Here is a 21,609-nt window from a genome sequence, read left to right as displayed (position 1 = left end):
GTGAGATTTATACACCGGTCACTTCTCTGCCCCGGCCTTGCGTTTGGCCCGGATGGTCACGATCACATGCCGGATGGAGAGAACGGGGTGCACCGGCAGCATCCGCGGCCCGGCCCAGCGCATGACAGTGCGGATCTGCTCCCGCATGGCAGGCTTGTAGCAGTGGACTTTGCAGGCCGAACAGAAGGTCTTCGTCTCCATGAACGGGCAATGGTCGATGCGGGCCAGCGCATAATCGCGAAGCTCCTGACATTCCGGGCAGAGCGAGCCTTTGGGGGTGCGGTGCTGCCTGCGGCAGTAGAGCGCGATCATCTCGCTCACCAGAAGTTGTTCCTCCGTGCGCTTTTTCGCAAGGTCTTTCGGGGTAGTCTGTTTCATGCGTTCCTCCAGATACAACAAAAAAACCGGCAGAAAGCCGGTGTCGTTCGGTTCTCTGTCGGTTAGTTTATCAAGACAAACTCATTTTGTCAAGAGAAAAGGCTTACCATGCAGCCAGGTCAGCGCCCAGCTTGCGGCAGGCAGCCTGGACATCGTCGTCGGGCGTCTCGTTGCAGATGAGGCCCTCTTCGCTGAACAGGACCGCGCCGTCCTCCTTGACACGCTCGCACCAATCGCGCATCCACTGGCCGTCGCCCCAGCCGTAGGAGCCGAACAGCGCGACCTTCTTGCCGTTCAGGGAACCTTCCAGAGAAGCGAACATCGGCTCGAACTCGCTCTCCTCCAGCTGCTCAGCGCCCATTGCGGGGCAGCCGAATGCCACGACGTCATATTCGCCCAGCTTGGCAGCATTCATCTCGCCGCAGGGAACGATGGTGGCGGCAGCACCTGCCCCCTCAGCGATGCAGTTTGCCATGGTCTCGGTGTTGCCGGTCGCGCTCCAGAATACGATTGCTACTTTGCTCATAATGAAGAACCTCTCTTTCAATTTAGGTTAGTATATTCTAACTTTTATCACCAGGAAAATGCGCCATCCGAAACGGACGCGCATTTTCCTGGTTAGGTTTCTCTAACCACAGATAGGATACCACAATGCGGCAGGGTTGTCAAGGCTCTTTTGCAGTTTTTTCCACTCCCCTGCTCAAAGCAGCTGCGGAACGGTGAACACCAGCGTCAGCACACCGAAAATGACCGGCTGATGGAGCAGATACAGCACCAGCGAGTGCCGCCCCAGCCAGCCCAGCGGCGGGCAGACCGACCGGCGCAGCGGCTCCATCCGTTTGCGGCCGACAAGAGGATGCAGATAGTACCCCGCCCAGAATAAAAACAGCCACGGCAGCAGCGGGAAGTAATCGGAGGAGTAAAAGGAGACCGGATAAAAGCCGAGGTATGCCGTGAGGTAGTTGGCATACAGCCCCTGCGGCAGCGCACAGCGAAGCGGGCCAAGCCCCCAATAGCCATCCATCGTGTGATAGGTCAGCGCGAACAGGATCAAACTGACCGCCAGCCCCACCGTCGGCGGGATCTTTTGCAGCCACTTCTGCACAAGGCCCGTCAGGAGCATGGCCGAGCCCAGCAGGGTCAGCACCCCAAACCAGACCACATCTTCCGGCATGAACAGCAGCGTCACCGCTGTGACCAGCACTCCGGCACCAAAGACCGCCGCGCCGCGTTTGAGCGGATGATGCCCCAGCGGCAGACAGAAGCCGGACAGCAGGATGAACACCCAGCAGATGGATTGCTGCCACAGCCGCCCCTGCCCGGCGGAATACCACGGCACCACGACCCCGAACAGATACACGGCATCCCACATGCCATGGTAGAGCATCATGCTGATGAGGTCAAGCCCGCGCAGCTCGTCCAGCAGCGCGTAACGGGATGAAGACGATTTCATAAGGAAACTTCCTTTTTCGTTTTTTGTCTCATTGTACGCTTTGCCGCCGGGTGCGTCAAGCAAAAAAGCTGCTGTGCAGCCTGAGCCACACAGCAGCCTTTGAAAAAACGGGATCAGACCTCGGTGTTGAAATAGCGCTTCAGCAGGCCCTCAAAGCCACGGCCGTGACGAGCTTCATCCTTCGCCATCTCATGGACGGTGTCGTGGATGGCGTCCAGATTCAGAGCCTTTGCCTTCTTGGCCAGATCCATCTTGCCAGCGCAGGCACCGCACTCGGCCTCAGCGCGCATCATCAGGTTCTTCTTGGTGCTGTCGGTGACGACCTCACCCAGCAGCTCGGCGAAGCGGGATGCGTGGTCGGCTTCCTCGTAAGCGTAGCGCTTGTAAGCCTCGGCGATCTCCGGGTAGCCCTCGCGCTCTGCGACGCGGGCCATGGCCAGATACATGCCGACTTCGCTGCACTCACCCTCGAAGTTTGCGCGCAGACCGTCCACGATCTCCTGGGGGACGCCCTCAGCCTTGCCGATGCCGACGACATGCTCGGTCACATAGGTGTTGCCGGTCTTCTCTACGAATGCAGAAGCGGGAGCCTTGCAGACGGGGCACTGCTCCGGGATGGAGCCTTCAGCGATATAACCACAAACGGTGCAGACATACTTTTTCATACGATAGACCTCCATAATTTCTCAGTTATTCTTTTGGCCGCCCCTGGTACGGTCGGCCTTGGTTTCTGAGCCTATTATAGCAATGATTCCTGGGTTAGTCAAGGATAATTTTTGAGAATTATTCCTATTTAATAGTTTGTTTACACCTGGAGATTGCCGCTGGTGGCAGCATCAGAACCGTCGGCAGCGTCGAACTCATAATCGTTGCCGGGCAGGATGGCGTTGAGCAGGATGCCGACGATGGCGGCGATGGCCAGACCGGACAGATTGATGGAAACGCTGCCCACCATGAAGGTCAGGCCGCCCACCGAGTTGAAGCCCAGCGCGGACACCAGAATGACAGCAGCAACGATCAGGTTGCGGCTGTTGGTGAAGTCCACCCGATTCTCGACCACGTTGCGGACACCGATGGCAGAGATCATGCCGTACAGCACGAAGCTGATGCCGCCGATGATGCCGGTGGGGATGGTGTTGATGACTGCCTCAAACTTGGGGCTGAAGCTCAGGATGATGGCCAGCACCGCAGCGATGCGGATGACCAGCGGGTCGTAGATGCGGCTCAGCGCGAGAACGCCGGTGTTCTCGCCGTAGGTGGTGTTGGCCGGGCCGCCCAGCAGGCCGGCCATGGCGGTCGCAAGACCGTCGCCCATCAGGGTGCGGTTCAGGCCGGGGTCGTTGATATAGTTGTGGCCGACGGTGGCGCTGATGGCGGCGATATCACCGATGTGCTCCATCATGGTCGCCAGTGCGATGGGCAGGATGGTGAAGAGGGCGCTGATGAACTCCGGGCTGCCGTCGATGGCGAACAAGCCCATGGCGTTCTGGTGCAGCGGGATGCCGAACCAGTCGGCGGCAGCGATGGCCTGGAAATCCACGGCGCCGGTCACGAGAGCGACCGCATAGGAGACCAGAACACCGATGAGGATGGGCAGGATCTTGACCATGCCCTTGCCCCAGATGTTGCAGACGATGACCGTGCCCAGTGCCACAAAGGCCAGCAGCCAGTTCGACTCACAATTGGTGATGGCAGAGGGAGCCAGGATCAGGCCGATGGAGATGATGATGGGGCCCGTGACCACCGGCGGGAAAAACTTCATGATGCGGCGGATGCCGAAGGTGGAGATGAGCAGGCTGACCACCAGATACAGGATGCCGGAGAAGGCAACGCCTGCACAGGCATAGGGCAGCATCTTCGTGTTGGCAACGGTCAGGTTGCCGTTGGCATCTGCCAGCATGGGGGCCACGATGGAAAAGCCGCCCAGATAGGCAAACGACGAGCCAAGGAAAGCCGGGACCTTGCCTCTGGTGACCAGATGGAACAGCAGCGTGCCCAGACCTGCGCAGAGCAGCGTGGTGGAGACGCTCAGGCCCGTCAGCAGCGGCACCAGCACCGTGGCACCGAACATGGCGAACATGTGCTGTACGCCGAGGATCAGCATCCGACCCGTGCCCAGCTGGCGCGCGTCGTAAATGCCTTTGGAGTAGTCGATTTTTTCACTCATAAAAGAGTCCTCCTTTCGCGTTTTGCTCCCAAAAAAAGAGGCATTGCCGCAAAAAAGCGACAGTGCCTCAGCTTTCGGGAAGAAAAAACATTCGGGATGGGAGAGCAGCCTCCGTGCTCCGCAAAGTTGAACCGCGCATTCTGCTCTCCCCTTCCCTTCGTACATTGTAAAGTATATCAGAAACCACCCCGTTCTGCAATGGATTTTCGGTTTTTTGGTATTCTCTCTGCGATTGCTTTCTTTTTCAGGTTTTATTCCCCTGCGGCAGCATTTTGCACCTGCATCTTGCAATCCGGCCCCCTGCGCACTATAATAATACCGATTAAATGGATTGAGATTTAAGGAGACCCAATGATCTATCTGGATTATTCCGCCAATACCCCGGCCGACCCGCAGGTACTCGACCGGTTCTGCTCCGTAGAGCGGCGCTGCATCGGCAACGCCAACTCCCATCATCAGGCAGGCACCGCCGCCAGAGCCGAGATCGACGCTGCCACGATGAAGATCGCCGCTTTGCTGGGCGTACAGCCTGCCGAGATCATCTATACCTCCGGTGCCAGCGAATCCAACAACTTCGCGCTCAAGGGGCTGGCCCGGCTCTCCCGCCATGCGGGCAGGCACATCATCTCCACCCCGCTGGAGCATTCGTCCGTCAGCGGCACTCTGACCGCGCTGCAGGAGCAGGGCTATGAGATCGACCTGCTGGACATCCGGCGGGACGGTACCGTAGACCTTGACCATCTGAAAGAGCTGCTGCGGCCGGACACCATTGCCGTGGCGGTCACGCTGGTTGACAGCGAACTCGGCGTCGTGCAGCCGGTGGAGGAAATCGCCGCCATCCTGAAGAACTACCCCAACTGCCATCTGCATGTCGATGCCACCCAGGCCGTTGGAAAGATCCCCGTCTCGTTTGAAGGGGTAGACACCATGAGCCTGACAGCTCACAAATTCTATGGCCTGAACGGCATCGGCCTGCTGCTCAAGCGGCGGAATCTGGCACTGGAGCCGCTCATCCACGGCGGCGAAAGCACTACCATCTATCGCAGCGGCACCCCTACGGTGGCGCTGGCGTCTTCCCTGGCCTGTGCGCTGGAACTTGCCGTGGAAAACCTGCCGGAACGCTCTGCCTCTGTCCAAAAGCGGAACGCGGAACTCCGCGCGGCCCTGTGCCAGCACCCGGAGGTGCGCATCAACAGCCCCGAAAATGCCATCCCGCACATCCTGAACCTCAGTGTCCGGGACGTGAAGGGCACGGTCTTTCAGCGGGAACTGGACGCCCACGGCGTCTGCGTCTCGGTCAAATCGGCCTGCTCGTCGGACGGCCTGCCCTCCCGCGCAGTGTTTGCCGTCAGCCGGGATCGCCGCAATGCCCTCTCGTCCTGGCGCATCAGTCTGAGCCATCTGACCACCGAGGCAGAGATCCAGGAATTTTTACGGGTGTTCGACGTCTGCTGCCAGCAGCTGACCGCCGCACACGGAGATCGATAAGGAGAAATCATGAAACGCGAACTCGAACCCTATCAGATGATCGAACGCAGCATCATCAAAAAATACCGCAAAGAGCTTTGGACCCCCTTCATCGTAGCCGTCAAACGGTATGAGCTCATCCAGGCAGGCGACAAGATCGCCGTCTGCATCTCCGGCGGCAAGGACTCCATGCTGATGGCAAAGCTCATGCAGGAACTGCAAAAGCACAGCGATGTTCCCTTTGAGCTGGTCTTCCTCGTGATGGACCCCGGCTACAATGAGCTCAACCGCCAGAAGATCGAATCCAACGCGGCACTGCTGCACATCCCAGTGACCATCTTTGAGAGCAACATCTTTTCGGTGGCCAACAACACCGACAAGAATCCCTGCTACCTCTGCGCCCGGATGCGCCGCGGCCACCTGTACAGCAAGGCCAAGGAGCTCGGCTGCAACAAGATCGCGCTGGGACACCACTTCAACGATGTCATCGAGACGACCGTCATGAGCATGTTCTACGGCTCCCAGCTGCAGGCTATGCCGCCCAAGCTCCACAGCACCAGCTTCCCCGGCATGACCCTCATCCGCCCGATGTACTGCATCCGCGAGGAGGACATTCTGGCCTGGAAGCGGTACAACGACCTGGAATTCATCCAGTGCGCCTGCCGCTTCACCGAGAACTGCACCATGTGCGACAATGGCGGCGGCGGTTCCAAGCGGCAGGAGACCAAGCTCCTGCTCCGCCGCCTCAAGCGCGACAACCCCAACATCGAAAACAGCATTTTCCGCAGCATCCATGCCGTCGCGCTGGACACCATGCCGGGGTATAAATCCGAAGGCGTGGATCACAGCTTTCTGGAACGGTTTCATGCGATGGAAGCAGCAGCTGACGTTGAGCTGTGAGCTTCTGCGAAAAATCATGCAGCATCGGTGGTATCATAAACAAGCTGTTTCACTAAAAAAGCGGGAATGGACCGGACGATTCCGATCCATTCCCGCTTTTCAGCTTTGTGAAACCAGTTGGAGTCAAACGCTTACAGCAAGTTCACGTACACTCAACAGGGGCTTCCTCTTTTATTAGATAGAGATCGTGTTACAAACGTCGATCAGCACCGGGTCGAGGGTCTTGGTCATTTCAAGAGCCTCATCGACGGGGTAATCCACGAGGTGCTCTCCCTTCATGCCGACGATGCGGTTGTACTTTCCCTCTTCCAGCAGGCAGACAGCGTGGTAGCCCATGGCGGAAGCGTTTACGCGGTCGCGCAGAGTGGGCGAGCCGCCGCGCTGGACGTGGCCCAGGATGGTGGCACGGGTATCAATGCCGGTGCGGGCCTGGATCTCGTTGGCGATCTCCTGCGAGTGGCCGATGCCCTCGGCAACGATGACGATGAAGTGGCGCTTGCCGGTGCGCTGCGTCTCGGTGATCTTATCGAGGATGTCGTGCTGCATGTCGAATTCCTTCTCCGGCAGCAGGACCGCCATTGCACCAGAGGCGATGGCGACGTTCAGAGCGATGTAACCCGCATTACGGCCCATGACCTCGACAACGCTGCAGCGGTCGTGGCTCTGGGTGGTGTCGCGCAGTTTGTCGATCATTTCCAGAGCGGTGTTCATCGCAGTATCGTAGCCGATGGTGTAATCGGTGCAGGCAATATCATTGTCGATGGTGCCGGGCAGGCCGATCATCGGGATGCCGCGGTGTGCCAGCTCACGGGCACCACGGTAGGAGCCGTCGCCGCCGATGACGACCAGCGCATCAATGCCGAGTTCACGGCACTTGGCAGCACCCTTGTCCTGACCCTCTTTGGTCTTGAACTCCAGGCAGCGGGCGGTGTACAGGATGGTGCCGCCGGCCTGGATGATGTTGGAAACACTGCGCAGGTTCATTTCAAAGCACTCGCCGTTCAGCAGGCCGTTGTAGCCGCGCTGAATGCCGATCATCCGAAATCCCTTGTGCAGGCCGGTACGAACCACAGCGCGCACTGCAGCATTCATGCCGGGAGCGTCGCCGCCGCTGGTCAAGACACCAATCGTTTTGATTTGCTTTTCCATAAGAGAGATTCCCTCCAATTGTTTCTTCATTCACCTCAGAGCAGTGCCCCTTCTTCCTGACACTGCTCCATTGCTTTGCTCATTTCTGATACGACTTGCCTTGAATTATTATAGCACAGTTTTCCTGTGAATCCAATACCTTTTTGAAACTCTGTTAAAATTTTGTTAAAGTATGCTTTGCTGCGAAGCTTCGATGATTTTTATGAAAGTTGCATCTGCACGATTCGTTCCATAGCACGTTATTTTGTTGCAACGTTCTTTTCGCCGACCAGACGCCGCAGCTCCTGGAAGAAGAGCGGATGGCCGGAAGTATACAGCCTGCGGGGGGCCGCAAGCTTCTGTTTGGTGTCCTCCAGATAGAAGATGACCGGCATATCACCGTCAAAAATCTCCAGCAGGTTGACGACTTTTGCATACTGCGGGCAGCTGCGCGACGGCAGACGGATATAGAGCCGCTGGGCCGCATCCCGCATCCGGTTCGGACGGTTCGCCTGCGGGTGCTTGGGGTCGTAGCCTTCAATGGGCGAGATGCTTTCGGCCATCAGCTTGGACGGCTCGTCCTCGCGGACCGACAGACGTCCCTCAATGACCACAACGGCATTTTCCCGGATGGCATCCCGGAAGACCTCCAGCACCTTCGGGAAGACGATGACCTCCATCGTGCCGGTCAGGTCTTCCACGCTGGTAAAGGCCATCAGGCTGTTCGACTTGGTGGTCATCATCCGGCTCTTGACAATGGTGCAGACGATGCGAACATGGGCATTGTCCAGCCCATGCGCTTCCTCGCCGGTCAGGGCCTTGATGGAATGGGTCGCAAACTTTGCCGACTGCTCCCGGTACGCATCCAGCGGGTGGCCGGACAGGTACAGACCGCTGACCTCTTTTTCCTGCTGCAGCAGTTCGGTATGGGAATATTCTTCGAGGTGCCGGATCTCATATACATCCTTCGACGTGCTCTGTGCTCCCCCGCTCATCAGCGAGAACAGGTCGAGCTGCCCGTCCAGATTCCGCCGGGAGTCGCTCTCCACGCTCTTGATGATACCATCCACGGCCTCCACGAGGCTGTGGCGGTTCTCGCCCATGCTGTCGAACGCGCCCGCCTTGACGAGGCTTTCCACGGCCCGGCGGTTCATTTCGTTGCCGTACAGCCGCTTGCAGAAATCATACAGGCTGGCATAGGGCTTTTCCCCACGCTCTTCCACGATGCGTTCCACAAGGTTGCGGCCCACGCTCTTGACCGCGTTCAGGCCGAATCGGATCTGCCCCCTGGCATCCGCCGTAAAGCCGCCGTTCGAAATGTTGATATCCGGCGGGAGTACCCGGATGCCCAGGCGGGCACATTCGCCCGAATACTCGATGACCTTGTCCGTATTATCGAGCACACTGGTCAGCAAGGCCGCCATGAACTCGCTGGGATAATGGCACTTGAGATAGGCCGTCTGAAATGCGACATACGCATAGCAGGCCGCATGGCTCTTGTTGAACGCATAGGACGCAAAGCTCGACATTTCGTCATAGATCTCGTTGGCGACCTTTTCCGAGATACCGTTGGCCACGCAGCCGGGGCACTCGTGGCCGGGCTCGGTGCAGCCGTGGACAAAGTGTTCCCGCTCTGCCTCCATGACCGCATGTTTCTTCTTGCTCATGGCGCGGCGGACATTGTCTGCCTGCCCGAACGAGAAGCCTGCCAGCTCACGGAAGATCTGCATGACCTGCTCCTGATAGACGATGCAGCCGTTGGTCACATCCAGAATGTGGGCCAGCTGCGGGGTCTTATAGCTGATCTTTTCCGGCTCGTGGCGGTTGCGCAGATAGGTCGGGATGGAATCCATCGGGCCGGGGCGGTACAGGCTGATGAGTGCGATGACATCTTCCAGGTTCTGCGGCTGCAGCCCTACGAGGACCTGCTTCATGCCCGAAGATTCGAGCTGGAACACGCCCTCCGTCTCGCCCTGACCCAGCATTTTGTAGGTCTCCGGATCATCGTAATCGAGCGCTGCAACGGAGAAATCCGGCTCTTTTTTCTGGATGGCCGTTTCCGCATCCCGAATGACCGTCAGTGTGCGCAGGCCGAGGAAGTCCATCTTCAGCAGGCCAAGCTCCTCGATCTCGGTCATGTTGAACTGGGTCACAGGCAGACCGTCGTTGGTAGCGAGGGGCAGATAGTAGTCGGTCGGTTCCGGGGTGATGACGACACCCGCCGCGTGGGTGGACGCATGGCGCGGCATTCCCTCCACCTTGAGGGCCGTGTCGATCAGTTCCTGGACCTTCGGGTCTGTGTCGTACATCCGCTTCAGCTCGGCCGAGACTTCCAATGCGCGCTTCAGCGTCATCTTCAGTTCCATCGGGACCTGCTTTGCGACCACATCCACATCCTGGTAGGGCATCCCCATCACACGGCCCACGTCACGGATGGCATTGCGGGCGGCCATGGTGCCAAAGGTGACGATCTGCGCTACATGGTCAGCACCGTATTTCCGGTTGACGTAGTCGATGACTTCCTGACGGCGTTCATAGCAGAAGTCCACATCGAAGTCGGGCATACTGACACGTTCGGGGTTCAGGAAACGCTCGAAGATGAGGTTGTAGCGGATGGGGTCGATGTCGGTGATGCCGACGCTGTAGGCCGCAATGCTGCCTGCACCGGAACCACGGCCCGGCCCCACCGGGATGCCCTGGCTCTTGGCGTAGTTGATATAATCCCAGACGATCAGATAGTAGTTCGTGTAGCCCATTGTCTTGACCACGCCGATCTCGTAGGTCAGGCGGTCTTTGTTGGCCTGCGGGACATCGGGGCCGTAGCGGCGCTCCAGACCCTCCCAGCAGAGCTTTTCAAAAAAGGCCTGATTGTCCATCCCGTTGGGTGCTTTGTAGTAGGGGATCTTGGTGTGGCCGAAGTCAAAATCAAAGTTGCACTGGTCCGCGATCTTCTGGGTGTTCTCGCAGGCCTCCGGCACCATGGCGAACAGATCGTACATTTCATCCGTCGTCTTGACGTAAAACTCATCGGTCTGGAACTCCATCTTATCGGCGTCCTGCATGGTCTTGCCGGTCTGGATGCAGAGAAGGATGCTCTGCATTTTGGCGTCTTCCCTGCGCAGATAGTGGGAGTCGTTGGTGGCGGCCATAGGGATGCCCGTCTCCCGCGCCAGCTTGATGAGCTGGGGAAGAACGATGGTGTCCTCTTCCAGGCCGTGGTCCTGCAGCTCAATGTAGTAATTGCCTTCGCCAAACAGGTCCCGGTACCACAGCGCTGAGCTTTTAGCCCGCTCGTAGTCCCCCGCCAGAATGGCCTGCGGGATCTCGCCCGCCAGGCAGGCCGAAAGGCAGATGAGCCCTTCGTGGTATTGTTCGAGCAGCTGCTTATCAACGCGGGGCTTGGAGTAAAACCCCTCGGTGAAGGCTGCGGAGACCATTTTAATAAGGTTCTTGTAGCCGGTCTCATTTTTGCACAGCAGGATCAGATGGTTGTTGCCGTCGATCTTGTTGACCTTATCGAACCGGGTGCGAGTGGCAACGTAGACTTCGCAGCCGATGATGGGCTTGATGCCCGCTTTTTTGGCCGCTTTGTAAAACTGCACACAGCCGTACATGACGCCGTGGTCGGTGCAGGCGATGGCCGTCTGCCCGCACTCCTTCACGCGGTCCATCAGCTGGTCGATGCGGCAGGCACCGTCCAACAGGCTGTATTCCGTGTGGATATGGAGGTGGACGAAATCCCGCCCCAGATGATTGTTTTCGCTGATCTCGCTCACTTCGTTGCCTCCTGTTCCATCCGTTCCCGCATGGTCTGCGCCAGCAGTTCCAGCTTTTTCATCCGATGCGACAGCCCCGATTTGCTGACCGGCGGGTCAAAGCAGGCACAGAGCGCCGTCAACGAGAGATCCGGATTTTCCAGCCGCTTTGCTGCTGCCTGCTGCAGCACCTCCGGCAGGGTCTCCAGCGCATTCTGCTCCTGCAAAAAGCGGATGGCCTTCAGAGTCTGCGCATTGGCGCGGGCTGTTTTGCCGAGGTTGGCGGTATCGCAGTTGGTGTGGCGGTTGATCTGGTTCCGCATCTGCTTCACGGCTTTCTGCGCATTGATCTGCGCTGCCGCCTGGGCCGCCCCCATAAACGCCAGAATGCGCTCCACGTTGGCGCAGCTCTTGACGTAAACCAGGTTCACGCCGTTGCGGCGGGTGCGGTGGGGCGCAAACTCGTGCTCGGCCAGCAACGCTTCAAAGTCTCTGGCGAGATTGGTGCGGCTCGTTAAAAATTCGATGTTGTATTCTTTTTTTGGATCTGTGACGGTTCCGCCGCAGAGAAACGCCATGCCGATGTAGGCGCTGACGCAGGTCTGGCAGCGGATCATCCGGGGGTCGATCTGCAAGCTCGTCTCGCTGCCGGTGGTGCCGAACAGTTCATGCAGCCGCATCACCTGTTCAGGCTCCCGGATGCCAAACTCGTACACCACCCCGCTGGGGCGGCTCTTTTCCAGAATGGTGCCCCGGACGCCGCAGCGGGCAAACAGCTGCTCGGCCACGCGGGCGGTCAGCTCCTGCTCCGTCTGGAGCACAAGGCCCTTGGCGTCAAAATATTTGGCAAAGCAGGCGATGCCGTAGGCCGCCGCGCGGACGCAGCAGTCCTTCTGCAATTGCAGGCTGTGCTGCGCGATCTCTTCCCGTGCCTGGGATGCAAAACTCATCTTGTCGTTCCTTCTTTGATCTGGCCGTTCAGCGGGAGGCATCGCGGTGCTGGACGCCGGGCTGGTAGCCCAGACCCTCGCAGTATTCCGCGATCTTCCGCGCAAAGGTGATGGAGCGGTGTTTGCCGCCCGTGCACCCCACGGCAATGGTCAGCTGGCTCTTGCCCTCCTTGACGTAGAGCGGCAGGGCATATTCCAGAAATGCTTCGTACCGGCGCAGCAGTTCCTGCGCCTCCGGTTTGCCCATGACGAAATCCACGACCTCCTGATCCAGGCCGGTCTTGAACTTCAGATCCGGGACATAGAACGGATTGGGCAGGCAGCGCACATCCAGCACCAGGTCTGCGTCCGCCGGGACGCCGAACTTGAAGCCGAACGACATCACCGTCAGCCGCATCGCACTTTTCGCCCCGCCGTTCTGCACAAAGAGTTCGCAGATGCGCTCCTTGTTCTGCGCGGTGGAGAGCAGCGCCGTATCCACGATATAATTCGCACGCTCCTTAAAGGGGCGGAGGATCTGGTGCTCTTTCTGGAAGGCTTCCCGCGTGGAGATGCCCTCCGCAATGCTGATCGGGTGACGGCGGCGGGTCTCGCTGTAACGGCGCATCAGCACATCGTCCGGTGCGTCGAGGAAGAGGATCTCGTAGGCGATCCCCTGCTGGTCCAGCAGGTCGAGCGCCTTTTCGATCTCCTCGCTGGAACGGCAGCCGCGCACGTCCATGGACAGCGCCACCCGCTTCAGCTTGTTGTCACCAGCTTTGGAGAATGCGGTAATGCTCGGCAGCAGTTCCGCCGGGACATTGTCGATGCAGAAAAAGCCGATATCTTCCAGCGCATTCATAGCCACAGACTTTCCTGCACCGGAAAGCCCGCTTACGATCAGCAGATCCATTTTTCTTCCCTCTTATGCTTTCACGACACGAATCTCTTTTTCCAGGTCGAACCCGGTCTTTTCCTTCACGATGGCCCGCACCTCGTCGCACAGAGCCAGCACATCGGCGCAGGTCGCGCCGCCCAGATTCACCACGAAGCCGCAGTGCTTCTCGCTGACAGCCGCGCCGCCGTGGCGGAAACCCCGCAAGCCGCACTGGTCGATGAGGGCCGCCGCAAACGCGCCCGCCGGGCGCTTGAAGGTGCTGCCGGCGCTGGGCTTGTCGAGCGGCTGCTTTTCCACCCGCTTTGCCATCAGCTCGTTCATCCGGGCTTTGATGGCGTCCGGGTCGCCCCGCTTCAGATGGAACTGTGCGCTCAGGATGCAGCCGCCGTTTTCCTCAAAGATGCTGTGCCGGTAGGAAAGGTCGAGCACGGCAGCCTCTGCCTCCACGACATCGCCGTCCTGCGTCAGATACCGCACCGACTGCAGCACATCCTTCATCTCGCCGCCGTAGGCTCCGGCGTTCATATAGACCGCACCGCCCACCGTGCCGGGGATGCCGTAGGCAAATTCCAGCCCGGTCAGGCTGTTTTCCAATGCGGCGGTGCACAGGCTCGAAAGCTTCAGGCCCGCACCGGCGACCACAGCATCATAGACCTCGCCCGGCGCTGCCCCCGGATGCGCGACCTGTTCCAGAAAGCCGATGCCCATTTTCAGGGCCATGGTCTCAATGACCACGCCCCGGTAACCGGCATCCTCAAACAGAATGTTGCTGCCGTTGCCCAGCAGGTAGTACTTCACGCCCTGCTCTTTGCAGAGTGCGATCACGCAGCAGAGCTGCTCTTCGGTCTCCGGCAGGACGAACACATCCGCCGGGCCGCCGATCTTAAAGGTGCAGTGGGCTGCCAGCGGCTCGTCTGCCCGGTAGGCAATGCCTTCGGCCTGCAGCTGTTGTTTCAATCGTTCCATAAACGCTTCGTTCCTTTTCGTATGAGAATCTTATTCGATGGTGCCTTCGAGGCCCAGACGGATGAGCAGCTCCTTGGCGGCGTTGTAGCCCATCTTCTTCTGGCGGTTGTTGATGGCTGCCGTTTCCAGCACAACGGCGAGGTTGCGTCCCGGCGAGACCGGGATGCTGGTGCTGGGGATGTTGACGCCCAGGATCTCGTAATACTCGCTTTCGAGACCGGTGCGCTGATAGTTTTTGGTGGGGTCCCAGGCTTCCAGCTGGACCACGAGGTCCAGACTCTCGCTCACCTTGACCGCGCCCACACCGAACACGCGGGCCACATTGACGATGCCGATGCCGCGCAGCTCAATAAAGTGGCGGATGTTCTCCGGGGCCGTGCCCATGATCTGGCGGTTCGAGACCTTGCGCAGCTCCACAGCATCGTCGGCCACAAGGCGGTGGCCGCGCTTGACCAGCTCGATCGCCAGCTCGCTCTTGCCGATGCCGCTGTCACCCAGAATCAGAATGCCCTCGCCGTACACCTCCACCAGCACACCGTGGCGGGTGATGCGGGGGGCCAGCTCCAGGTTCAGCACACTGATGATGCTGCCCATCAGGGTGCAGGTCGTTTCGTTGGAGCGCAGCAGCGCCACGCCGTGCTTTCTGGCCAGCTCCTGCATCTCCGGGAACGGTTTCAGCTCCTCACTGCGGCCCACGATGACAGCCGGCGGCTGCTGACGGAACAGCTGGTCCAGCGCTTCGTAGCGCTTTTCCGGCGAAAGGCCGGACAGGAAGTTCATCTCGGCCAGACCCATGATCTGCAGCCGCAGTTTATCAAAGTAATCGTAATAGCCCGCCAGGAACAGACCCGGACGGTTGACTTCCGCGATCTCGACGCTGATGTTTTCGAGGTCCTGCGGAGCGTAGACCACATCCATGCTGACCTTTTCGGTCAGCTTCTTGAGCGAAACGGTAAAATTCGCCATCGTTCTTCCTCCTGCGTGTATTCCTCAACTGCGGGCAGACCCTCCCGCAGGCATTCCTTCTCTTATTATAAACGAGATGGTTTCGGATTACAATGATTCTTTTGGGAAAAGTTCCTATTGGTGGATTGACCGCTGAAAACAGACTGACAAATAACAAGACACCCCGCTTGCTGTGCAGACTCTGCTGCGGAACAAACGGAGTGTCTTGTTTCTTCCTGTTTATTTCTTTCTAAGATATTTGATGAGCGCAATGACTAATAAAATGCCGATAATCAGCGGCAAAAGAGAAAATAACGAGAAAATCAGTTCGCCAAGTCCAATTCGCATAGTTTTTCCTCCTTCGGAAGCCGGGTTTATTTGTGGAACTATTATTTCCGTCTTGTGGTTATTATATAACATTTTGTTTTATATGTCAATATAACAAAATGTTTTCCCTATACTTTTGTTAACGGCATCCATGAGTAGAGGTGTATGCTTATGTACCAACGCATCCGCGACTTGCGAGAAGACCGGGATTTGATGCAGAAAGACCTTGCGGCCTATTTGAAATGCACACAGGTCTGTTACTCCAATTATGAGATGGGGAAGCGCGATATTCCAACAGACGTTCTCAAAGCACTCGCCATATATTACGATACCAGCGTAGATTATATTCTCGGCTTGACCGATGAACCGAAACCATATCCGAAAACATCCTAACCAACCAGCCTGGCGGAGATTCCACCGGACTGGTTTTGTTTTACTACTTTTCCGGATGTGTACCTTGCATCCACCCGATTTTCCTTTATAATAGGAAGTAAGCCCTGAAGAGCGGAAAAAGTCTGTCGCTTTACATGAATTTTACACTCTGCCGATTTCCGATTTTACATTGCGTGTCTATACTCAGAATCAGGAGAATTTCACGTCAATGAAAAGTGAGGAACGCACATATGACAATCTTCAATGTTTTTTCGCTCCTGGGAGGCCTGGCCCTGTTCCTGTTCGGCATGGACATCATGGGCAAGGCTCTGGAAAAGCAGGCAGGCGGCCAGCTGCAAAAGATCCTGAGCAAGCTGACCGATAACCCGCTCAAGGGCTTTTTCCTGGGCCTCGGCGTCACCGCCGTGATCCAGTCTTCCAGCGCCACCACCGTTATGGTGGTCGGCTTCGTCAACAGCGGCATCATGGAGCTGCACCAGGCCATCGGCATCATCATGGGCAGCAACGTGGGCACCACCGTCACCAGCTGGATCCTGAGCCTTTCCGGTCTGCAGGGCGACAGCTTCTTCATCCAGCTGCTCAAGCCCACCTCGTTCAGCCCCCTGCTGGCCTTCATCGGCATCCTGCTCTACATGGGCAAGAGCGAAAAGCGGAAGGGCATCGGCACCATCCTCATCGGCTTTGCCGTTCTGATGACCGGCATGACCGCCATGTCCAATGCGGTCACCCCGCTGCAGGATGAAGTCTGGTTCACCAACCTCTTCATCCGCTTCTCCAACCCGCTGCTGGGTGTTCTGGTCGGCGCACTCGTCACCGGCATCATCCAGAGCTCCAGCGCCAGCGTCGGCATCCTGCAGGCGCTCAGCTCCACCGGCGTCATCACCTACGGCAGCGCCATCCCCATCATCATGGGCCAGAACATCGGCACCTGCGTCACCGCGCTGATCTCCTCTGTGGGTGCCAACAAAAACGCCCGCCGCGCCGCCATGGTGCATCTGTACTTTAACATCATCGGTGTGACCCTCTTTCTGGCAATGTACTATGGCCTGAATCTGGTCCTGCACTTCACCTTTGTCAACGATACCGTCACGGCGTGGGGCATCGCTGTCATCCACTCTGTGTTCAACATTGCGGCCACGGCGGTCCTGCTGCCGTTCGCCAACGTTCTGGAAAAGCTGGCCATCCTCACCATCCCGGACGATGCCGAGAAAGAGAGCTTCGCCCTGCTGGATGAGCGTCTGCTCAAGACGCCCGCCGTTGCTGTGGAACGCGCCCGCGCCGCCACTGCGGATATGGCCGAGCTGGCCCGCGTGGGCGTGGTGCAGGCCATGAGCCTGACCCACCAGTGGGACGACACCCTGGCCCAGAAAGTCCGGGACGAAGAAGCCAAGGTAGACCAGTACGAAGACGCCCTCGGCACCTATCTGGTCAAGCTGTCCAGCCGGGAGCTGAGCCACGCCGACAGCCAGAGCGTGAACACCCTGCTCCACACCATCAGCGATTTCGAGCGCATCAGCGACCATTCCGTGAATCTGCTCAGCTCTGCCGAAGAGATCCACGCCAAGAACATCGCGTTCTCCCAGGATGCGCACGAGGAGCTGCAGGTTCTGGAAGGCGCGGTGCAGGATGTGCTGAGCCGCACGACCGATGCGTTCCGCAAGGCCGACCTGCATCTGGCCAGCAAGGTCGAACCCATGGAGACCGTTGTGGACGAACTGGTCCGCGCCATCAAGGCACGGCATGTGGCCCGCCTGCAGGCTGGCAGCTGCTCCATCGAATACGGCTTCGTGCTGGAAGACCTGCTGACCAACTATGAGCGTGTCTGCGACCACTGCAGCAACGTTGCCGTTGCCCAGATCGAAGTCGCACAGGACAGCTTTGATACCCACGCCTATCTGAACGATCTCCGCTACGGCAACGACACCAAGGAGAGCGAACAGTTCCGCCGCCGCCTGGACCGTTACCGCGAGCGGTATCTCTTCCCGGACGGTGAACCCGCCGTGGCAAGCGAAAAGGAGGACCCCAAGGCATGATCTATATCGTAGAAGACGACGCCGCCATCCGGGAGCTGGAGCAGTATGCGCTCCAGTCCAGCGGATATGACGTGCAGAGCTTTGAATCGTCCGAGAGCTTCTGGCAGGCCATGAATGCTGCCGTGCCGGAGCTGGTCATCCTGGACGTCATGCTTCCCGGTGAGGATGGCTTTTCCATCCTGAAAAAACTGCGCAACACCCCTTCCCTGCGGCGCCTGCCCATCATCATGGTCACGGCCAAATCCAGCGAGCTGGACACCGTGCGCGGGCTGGACTGCGGCGCAGACGATTACATCACCAAGCCGTTTGGCATCATGGAGTTTTTGAGCCGGGTGCGGGCTGCGCTGCGCCGCTCGGCCCCGGAGGAAAAGACGAACGTCTACGCCTTCCATGAGATCCTGCTGGACAACGCCCGCCACATCGTGACGGTGAACGACGCCCACATCGACCTGACCTACAAGGAATACAGCCTGCTCCGCCTGCTGCTGGAAAACACCAACCTGGTTGTGACCCGCGAGACCATTTTGCAGGTGGTGTGGGGCACCGACATCTCGGTGGAAAGCCGCACCGTGGATATGCACATCCGCACCCTGCGCAAAAAACTGGGCGATGCCGGAAAGTACATCTGCACCGTGCGGAAGGTCGGCTACAAACTGGCCGACAACGAGGAGGAAAACGAAGAATGAAACCACGGAGCATGGAAGAAAAAATCAGTTATCGGCTGTTCTGGATGGGCTTTGTCGGGCTGATCTGCACCGCCGTGCTCTGCATCTTCGTATTTCACAGAGCCTTCCGGGAGCAGGCATGGGCGGCGCTGGAAAACGAGGCCAGCCTCGTTGCCGCCGGGTGTGAACAGATCGACGACCCGGCCCAGCTCTCCGCCTATGTCAACGGCGATCTGCGCATCACGCTCATTGCCTCGGACGGCAGCGTCCTGTTCGAATCCGCGACCAGCCAGCAGATGGAGAACCACCTGAGCCGCCCGGAGATCCAGCAGGCCAAGCAGGAGGGCATCGGCCGCAACCGCCGCGACTCCCAGACGCTGGGGTTTGAGACGTATTACTACGCCATGCTCCTGCCGGATGGTGACATCCTCCGTGTGGCGCAGGATTCCGAGACCATCTGGTCCATCTACGATGCGGCCCTGCCGGCCATCGTGCTGAGCTGCATCGTGATGATGGGCGCAGCTGCCATGATGGCCGGTCTGCTGACCCGGAGCCTCATCCAGCCCATTCTGAAGATGACGGACGATCTGGAACACATCCAGGAAAATGTGCCGTACAAGGAGCTGATCCCCTTTGCCGAGAGCATCCACTCGGACCGCCTGCTCCGCGAGAACAACGAAAAGATGCGGCAGGAGTTTACGGCCAATGTCAGCCACGAGCTGAAAACGCCCCTGACCAGCATTTCCGGTTATGCCGAACTCATTGAGACCGGCATCGCCAAGTCTGCGGATGTGCCGGAGTTCGGCCGGAAGATCCATGTAGAAGCCAGCCGGATGATCCAGCTGGTCAACGATATCTTGCAGCTGTCCCATCTGGACAACGTTTCGGAGACCAACGACACTCCCCAGATGGAGACGGTCGATCTTCTGGATGTGGCCAAAGAGTGCGTCGAGCGCCAGAAGGTGAACGCGCAGAAGTCGTTTATCTCCCTGACCTACCTCGGCGAGAGCGCCCCTGTGCTGGGCAGCCGGAGCCTGCTGGATGAGCTGTGCCAGAACCTTTGCGACAACGCCATCCGGTACAACCGCCCCGGCGGAAAGGTCCAGCTCATCACCGCCTGCACACGGGATGGGCACTGCACCCTGACCGTCAAGGACAATGGCATCGGCATCCCGAAAGAAGCCCAGTCCAGCGTGTTCGAGCGGTTCTACCGGGTCGATAAGAGCCGGAGCAAGGCCACCGGCGGCACCGGGCTGGGGCTGGCCATCGTCAAGCACATTGCCCGCATCCACAACGCCCGCATCCGGCTGGAAAGCGAGATCAATGTCGGCACGACCATCACCGTCATCTTTGAGACCGCCCATTAAAGATCCAGCATCTTCACGCTTGCCCGCACTTCCGGGCAGGCGTTTTTTGTTGTAAAAAAGGCACCCGGCCCTTCCTTCAGCGCACGGACTGCGCCCAGCCAGAGAAGGTCTGCGCCCGACTGCCAGGCCCGGACGATGGTCTCTTCGCAGAGCGCCTCCAGCTGGCGGCACACGCTTTCCGCCACCGGCGGTGTGCCCGCCCTGCGCTGGCCGGTCAGCGTGACCGCAAAACCGTTTCCTTCCGCTTCCACCGAAACGACACAGCGCCGGAGGGTGACAGTCTCCCCTTCCAGTGCGAACTCCACCGGCATCGTCCGTTCCTGCAAGAGCTGCGCCATGGCCGTCTCGTTCGGGGAAAGCCGAGTGCTTCCCTGCGCAGTCAAAAGGCAGCTTTCCTTCTGCCATGTCACCCCGTTCTCCTCAATTTTTAAGATGGGGATCACGGCCCCCGCTGCGCACTCGTACAGATGCGGTGCCCACGCAGCGGTATCCTCAGCGGCCTGTAAAAGCGCTCCCGGAAGCGTTTCCGGGGCCGCATCGGTCTCTTCCGGTTCCGCCCCGCCGCCCGGCAGACCGCCCGGCGGAGTTTCTTCCGCCAGTTTCCCGATGCCAGCGACAAAGAGCACCCGTGCCGACAGGCGGCTGACGGATTCCGTTTGTAGAAACTCCTCCAGCTCCAGGACATCGGTTTGTGACGCTGTTTCGTCAAAGAGAAGATATTCACACAGCCGGTAATTTGCAGCTTTGGGCAGTTCCCGTTCGGCTTTGTGCAACGCAAGCGGCAGCGTGGCATCCTCGGCCGAACAGCTTCGGATTTCTGCCACGGCGTCGGAGGCATCCGCAGCTGCTTCCGGGAACTGATAGAGCAGCTGCACCGCCCAGCCGCTGCGGTTCGGCTGGACGATGAGTGCCCGCACCATGCTTTTCTCGGTGGTCTCCATCCGCAGAAAGACGCCGCACCAGAGCACCAGAATGCCCCCTGCCAGCCAGCGCAGTGCATGGGAAGCTCTCATTCCGGCACCCCCTTTTCCTGCTCCTCCGGGCGGCAGAGCAGTTCCCGCAGGACCCGCACCAGAAAGCAGCCCCGGAGCAGTGCCGCTGCCAGCCAGACGAGCAGAAAGGCTGCATCCAGCCGGGAGACACGTCCCAGCGTCCCGGCGCGCAGCAATTCATCCCCCGGAAGCGGACGGCCGGACCCAAACAGAAGTTCCTGCCCCAGCGCAAAACCGAACAGCCCCGCCAGCGTCAGAAACGGCAGCTGGAAGCAGCGCCTCCCGGTGCATCCGCGTTTTCCAAACAGAAGGGGCCACGCGATGGATTCCGCATAAAGCGGGAAACGGAGATTCCCTGTGGGTTCCGCTGCGGGGAAAAGATTCTCCCAGTGAAGCTGGCCGTGCAGGCTTCCAACGCAGGCAAGGCCCGCCAGCGCCAGTGCCCACCACAAGACCCCCGCACTGCGGGAAAAGACGTCCGGCTTCAGCTGCCAGCCCGCCCACAGCAGCAGCGGCAGAACGCCGAGGACTGCCATGGACGAAAACTGCTCCCGGCACACCTGCTGTGCCTGCCAAAGCGTCTCCCACAGCTCTGCGCCAAACCATACGGACAAAAGCAGACAGAGCAGCTGGGGGCGGATGCCGGTTTCGGAACGAAGCCCCTCTTCCCCTTCGGCGGGCATCAAGCAGGACGAAAGCAGGCCGATGCCCAGCGCCATGGGGAACCCCTGCAGCAGCAACAGCCGGGCTGGCATGGCGCTGCCGGAAGTGATGCACTGCCCCAGCACCGCGGTCAGGATGCTGAGCGGCACGGCGGCACGGAATGATCCGGTTTGCTCCATTGGC

The 21,609-nt window shown here is 59.1% G+C and carries 19 protein-coding genes; 6 read left to right on the top strand and 13 right to left on the bottom strand.

From position 1 onward, the window contains the following. Window positions 1-18 precede the first annotated feature (18 nt). The 5 genes from DWY95_RS06855 to DWY95_RS06835 all read right to left on the bottom strand — a co-directional run bounded on the left by DWY95_RS06855 (window position 19) and on the right by DWY95_RS06835 (window position 3,998). Entirely contained in the window at window positions 19-378 is a 360-nt protein-coding gene (locus tag DWY95_RS06855; RefSeq protein WP_118552895.1) for a nitrous oxide-stimulated promoter family protein, read from the bottom strand. 103 nt (window positions 379-481) lie between these two features. Continuing rightward, complete coding sequence (locus tag DWY95_RS06850) at window positions 482-904, bottom strand: flavodoxin (RefSeq protein WP_097792288.1); 423 nt, start codon at window positions 902-904, stop codon at window positions 482-484. A gap of 174 nt (window positions 905-1,078) precedes the next feature. Continuing rightward, the gene (locus DWY95_RS06845) at window positions 1,079-1,831 is read right to left on the bottom strand and encodes a heparan-alpha-glucosaminide N-acetyltransferase (protein WP_118552894.1); all 753 of its coding nucleotides are present in this window, start codon (window positions 1,829-1,831) and stop codon (window positions 1,079-1,081) included. Between the two features lie 113 nt (window positions 1,832-1,944). Then, a complete protein-coding gene (locus tag DWY95_RS06840) occupies window positions 1,945-2,496 on the bottom strand; it encodes a ferritin family protein (RefSeq protein ID WP_097792290.1) in 552 nt (183 codons plus the stop codon). Between the two features lie 140 nt (window positions 2,497-2,636). Then, window positions 2,637-3,998 carry a uracil-xanthine permease family protein gene (locus DWY95_RS06835; RefSeq protein WP_097792291.1) on the bottom strand — a complete coding sequence of 454 codons (1,362 nt, stop codon included), beginning with the start codon at window positions 3,996-3,998 and terminating at the stop codon, window positions 2,637-2,639. Window positions 3,999-4,349: 351 nt separating this feature from the next. Here DWY95_RS06835 and DWY95_RS06830 point away from each other — a divergent pair, with 351 nt between their 5' ends. Together DWY95_RS06830 and DWY95_RS06825 are read left to right on the top strand one after the other, a co-directional pair. Next, window positions 4,350-5,486 (top strand): cysteine desulfurase family protein, encoded by a 1,137-nt coding sequence (locus tag DWY95_RS06830; RefSeq protein ID WP_118552893.1) that lies wholly within the window; start codon window positions 4,350-4,352, stop codon window positions 5,484-5,486. A 9-nt stretch (window positions 5,487-5,495) separates the two neighbouring features. Further along, window positions 5,496-6,365 (top strand): ATP-binding protein, encoded by an 870-nt coding sequence (locus DWY95_RS06825; RefSeq protein ID WP_118552892.1) that lies wholly within the window; start codon window positions 5,496-5,498, stop codon window positions 6,363-6,365. Between the two features lie 174 nt (window positions 6,366-6,539). Here the strand turns inward: DWY95_RS06825 and pfkA are convergent, their stop codons facing one another. The 6 genes from pfkA to hprK all read right to left on the bottom strand — a co-directional run bounded on the left by pfkA (window position 6,540) and on the right by hprK (window position 15,007). Beyond that, a complete protein-coding gene (gene pfkA / locus DWY95_RS06820) occupies window positions 6,540-7,514 on the bottom strand; it encodes a 6-phosphofructokinase (RefSeq protein ID WP_118552891.1) in 975 nt (324 codons plus the stop codon). A 239-nt stretch (window positions 7,515-7,753) separates the two neighbouring features. Continuing rightward, a complete protein-coding gene (locus DWY95_RS06815; RefSeq protein ID WP_187116967.1) occupies window positions 7,754-11,269 on the bottom strand; it encodes a DNA polymerase III subunit alpha in 3,516 nt (1,171 codons plus the stop codon). Further along, window positions 11,266-12,198, bottom strand: coding sequence for a DNA-binding protein WhiA (gene whiA / locus DWY95_RS06810; protein WP_118552890.1), 933 nt, complete (start codon window positions 12,196-12,198; stop codon window positions 11,266-11,268). Before whiA ends, DWY95_RS06815 begins: the two co-directional genes overlap by 4 nt. Window positions 12,199-12,226: 28 nt before the next feature. Further along, on the bottom strand, window positions 12,227-13,090 hold the full coding sequence (gene rapZ / locus DWY95_RS06805) for an RNase adapter RapZ (protein WP_097792296.1): 864 nt from the start codon (window positions 13,088-13,090) through the stop codon (window positions 12,227-12,229). Between the two features lie 12 nt (window positions 13,091-13,102). Further along, window positions 13,103-14,041: a UDP-N-acetylmuramate dehydrogenase gene (gene murB, locus DWY95_RS06800; RefSeq protein ID WP_118552889.1), complete on the bottom strand. Its 939-nt coding sequence runs from the start codon at window positions 14,039-14,041 to the stop codon at window positions 13,103-13,105. Between the two features lie 30 nt (window positions 14,042-14,071). Then, window positions 14,072-15,007, bottom strand: coding sequence for an HPr(Ser) kinase/phosphatase (gene hprK / locus DWY95_RS06795; RefSeq protein WP_118552888.1), 936 nt, complete (start codon window positions 15,005-15,007; stop codon window positions 14,072-14,074). 477 nt (window positions 15,008-15,484) lie between these two features. On the opposite strand from hprK, the gene DWY95_RS06790 reads away from it, so the two are divergent. From DWY95_RS06790 to DWY95_RS06775, 4 genes are all read left to right on the top strand, one after another. Continuing rightward, window positions 15,485-15,706: a helix-turn-helix transcriptional regulator gene (locus DWY95_RS06790; RefSeq protein WP_118552887.1), complete on the top strand. Its 222-nt coding sequence runs from the start codon at window positions 15,485-15,487 to the stop codon at window positions 15,704-15,706. A 230-nt stretch (window positions 15,707-15,936) separates the two neighbouring features. After that, the gene (locus DWY95_RS06785; protein ID WP_118552886.1) at window positions 15,937-17,739 is read left to right on the top strand and encodes a Na/Pi cotransporter family protein; all 1,803 of its coding nucleotides are present in this window, start codon (window positions 15,937-15,939) and stop codon (window positions 17,737-17,739) included. Beyond that, complete coding sequence (locus DWY95_RS06780; protein WP_097792300.1) at window positions 17,736-18,425, top strand: response regulator transcription factor; 690 nt, start codon at window positions 17,736-17,738, stop codon at window positions 18,423-18,425. The genes DWY95_RS06785 and DWY95_RS06780 overlap by 4 nt, the downstream gene beginning before the upstream one ends. Continuing rightward, on the top strand, window positions 18,422-19,771 hold the full coding sequence (locus tag DWY95_RS06775) for an ATP-binding protein (protein WP_118552885.1): 1,350 nt from the start codon (window positions 18,422-18,424) through the stop codon (window positions 19,769-19,771). Before DWY95_RS06780 ends, DWY95_RS06775 begins: the two co-directional genes overlap by 4 nt. Here the strand turns inward: DWY95_RS06775 and DWY95_RS06770 are convergent. Both DWY95_RS06770 and DWY95_RS06765 read right to left on the bottom strand, forming a co-directional pair. Continuing rightward, window positions 19,768-20,784, bottom strand: coding sequence for a hypothetical protein (locus DWY95_RS06770; RefSeq protein WP_118552884.1), 1,017 nt, complete (start codon window positions 20,782-20,784; stop codon window positions 19,768-19,770). The two genes, DWY95_RS06775 and DWY95_RS06770, sit on opposite strands and share 4 nt — an antisense overlap. Beyond that, entirely contained in the window at window positions 20,781-21,605 is an 825-nt protein-coding gene (locus tag DWY95_RS06765) for a hypothetical protein (RefSeq protein ID WP_118552883.1), read from the bottom strand. Before DWY95_RS06765 ends, DWY95_RS06770 begins: the two co-directional genes overlap by 4 nt. Between the last annotated feature and the right edge of the window lie 4 nt (window positions 21,606-21,609).

Source organism: Faecalibacterium sp. AF28-13AC (assembly GCF_003478405.1).
GTDB lineage: Bacteria > Bacillota > Clostridia > Oscillospirales > Ruminococcaceae > Faecalibacterium > Faecalibacterium prausnitzii_E.
This window is presented reverse-complemented; position numbering and strand designations above follow the sequence as displayed.

What these genes read in the sequence shown, in the direction of transcription:
- DWY95_RS06845 (WP_118552894.1), bottom strand. Translation starts at nt 1,831, where the DNA reads ATGAAATCGTCTTCATCCCGTTACGCGCTGCTGGACGAGCTGCGCGGG.
- hprK (WP_118552888.1), bottom strand. Translation starts at nt 15,007, where the DNA reads ATGGCGAATTTTACCGTTTCGCTCAAGAAGCTGACCGAAAAGGTCAGC.
- DWY95_RS06825 (WP_118552892.1), top strand. Translation starts at nt 5,496, where the DNA reads ATGAAACGCGAACTCGAACCCTATCAGATGATCGAACGCAGCATCATC.
- pfkA (WP_118552891.1), bottom strand. Translation starts at nt 7,514, where the DNA reads ATGGAAAAGCAAATCAAAACGATTGGTGTCTTGACCAGCGGCGGCGAC.
- murB (WP_118552889.1), bottom strand. Translation starts at nt 14,041, where the DNA reads ATGGAACGATTGAAACAACAGCTGCAGGCCGAAGGCATTGCCTACCGG.
- DWY95_RS06830 (WP_118552893.1), top strand. Translation starts at nt 4,350, where the DNA reads ATGATCTATCTGGATTATTCCGCCAATACCCCGGCCGACCCGCAGGTA.
- DWY95_RS06855 (WP_118552895.1), bottom strand. Translation starts at nt 378, where the DNA reads ATGAAACAGACTACCCCGAAAGACCTTGCGAAAAAGCGCACGGAGGAA.
- DWY95_RS06835 (WP_097792291.1), bottom strand. Translation starts at nt 3,998, where the DNA reads ATGAGTGAAAAAATCGACTACTCCAAAGGCATTTACGACGCGCGCCAG.
- DWY95_RS06790 (WP_118552887.1), top strand. Translation starts at nt 15,485, where the DNA reads ATGTACCAACGCATCCGCGACTTGCGAGAAGACCGGGATTTGATGCAG.
- DWY95_RS06850 (WP_097792288.1), bottom strand. Translation starts at nt 904, where the DNA reads ATGAGCAAAGTAGCAATCGTATTCTGGAGCGCGACCGGCAACACCGAG.
- DWY95_RS06775 (WP_118552885.1), top strand. Translation starts at nt 18,422, where the DNA reads ATGAAACCACGGAGCATGGAAGAAAAAATCAGTTATCGGCTGTTCTGG.
- DWY95_RS06840 (WP_097792290.1), bottom strand. Translation starts at nt 2,496, where the DNA reads ATGAAAAAGTATGTCTGCACCGTTTGTGGTTATATCGCTGAAGGCTCC.
- rapZ (WP_097792296.1), bottom strand. Translation starts at nt 13,090, where the DNA reads ATGGATCTGCTGATCGTAAGCGGGCTTTCCGGTGCAGGAAAGTCTGTG.
- DWY95_RS06785 (WP_118552886.1), top strand. Translation starts at nt 15,937, where the DNA reads ATGACAATCTTCAATGTTTTTTCGCTCCTGGGAGGCCTGGCCCTGTTC.
- DWY95_RS06765 (WP_118552883.1), bottom strand. Translation starts at nt 21,605, where the DNA reads ATGGAGCAAACCGGATCATTCCGTGCCGCCGTGCCGCTCAGCATCCTG.
- DWY95_RS06770 (WP_118552884.1), bottom strand. Translation starts at nt 20,784, where the DNA reads ATGAGAGCTTCCCATGCACTGCGCTGGCTGGCAGGGGGCATTCTGGTG.
- whiA (WP_118552890.1), bottom strand. Translation starts at nt 12,198, where the DNA reads ATGAGTTTTGCATCCCAGGCACGGGAAGAGATCGCGCAGCACAGCCTG.
- DWY95_RS06780 (WP_097792300.1), top strand. Translation starts at nt 17,736, where the DNA reads ATGATCTATATCGTAGAAGACGACGCCGCCATCCGGGAGCTGGAGCAG.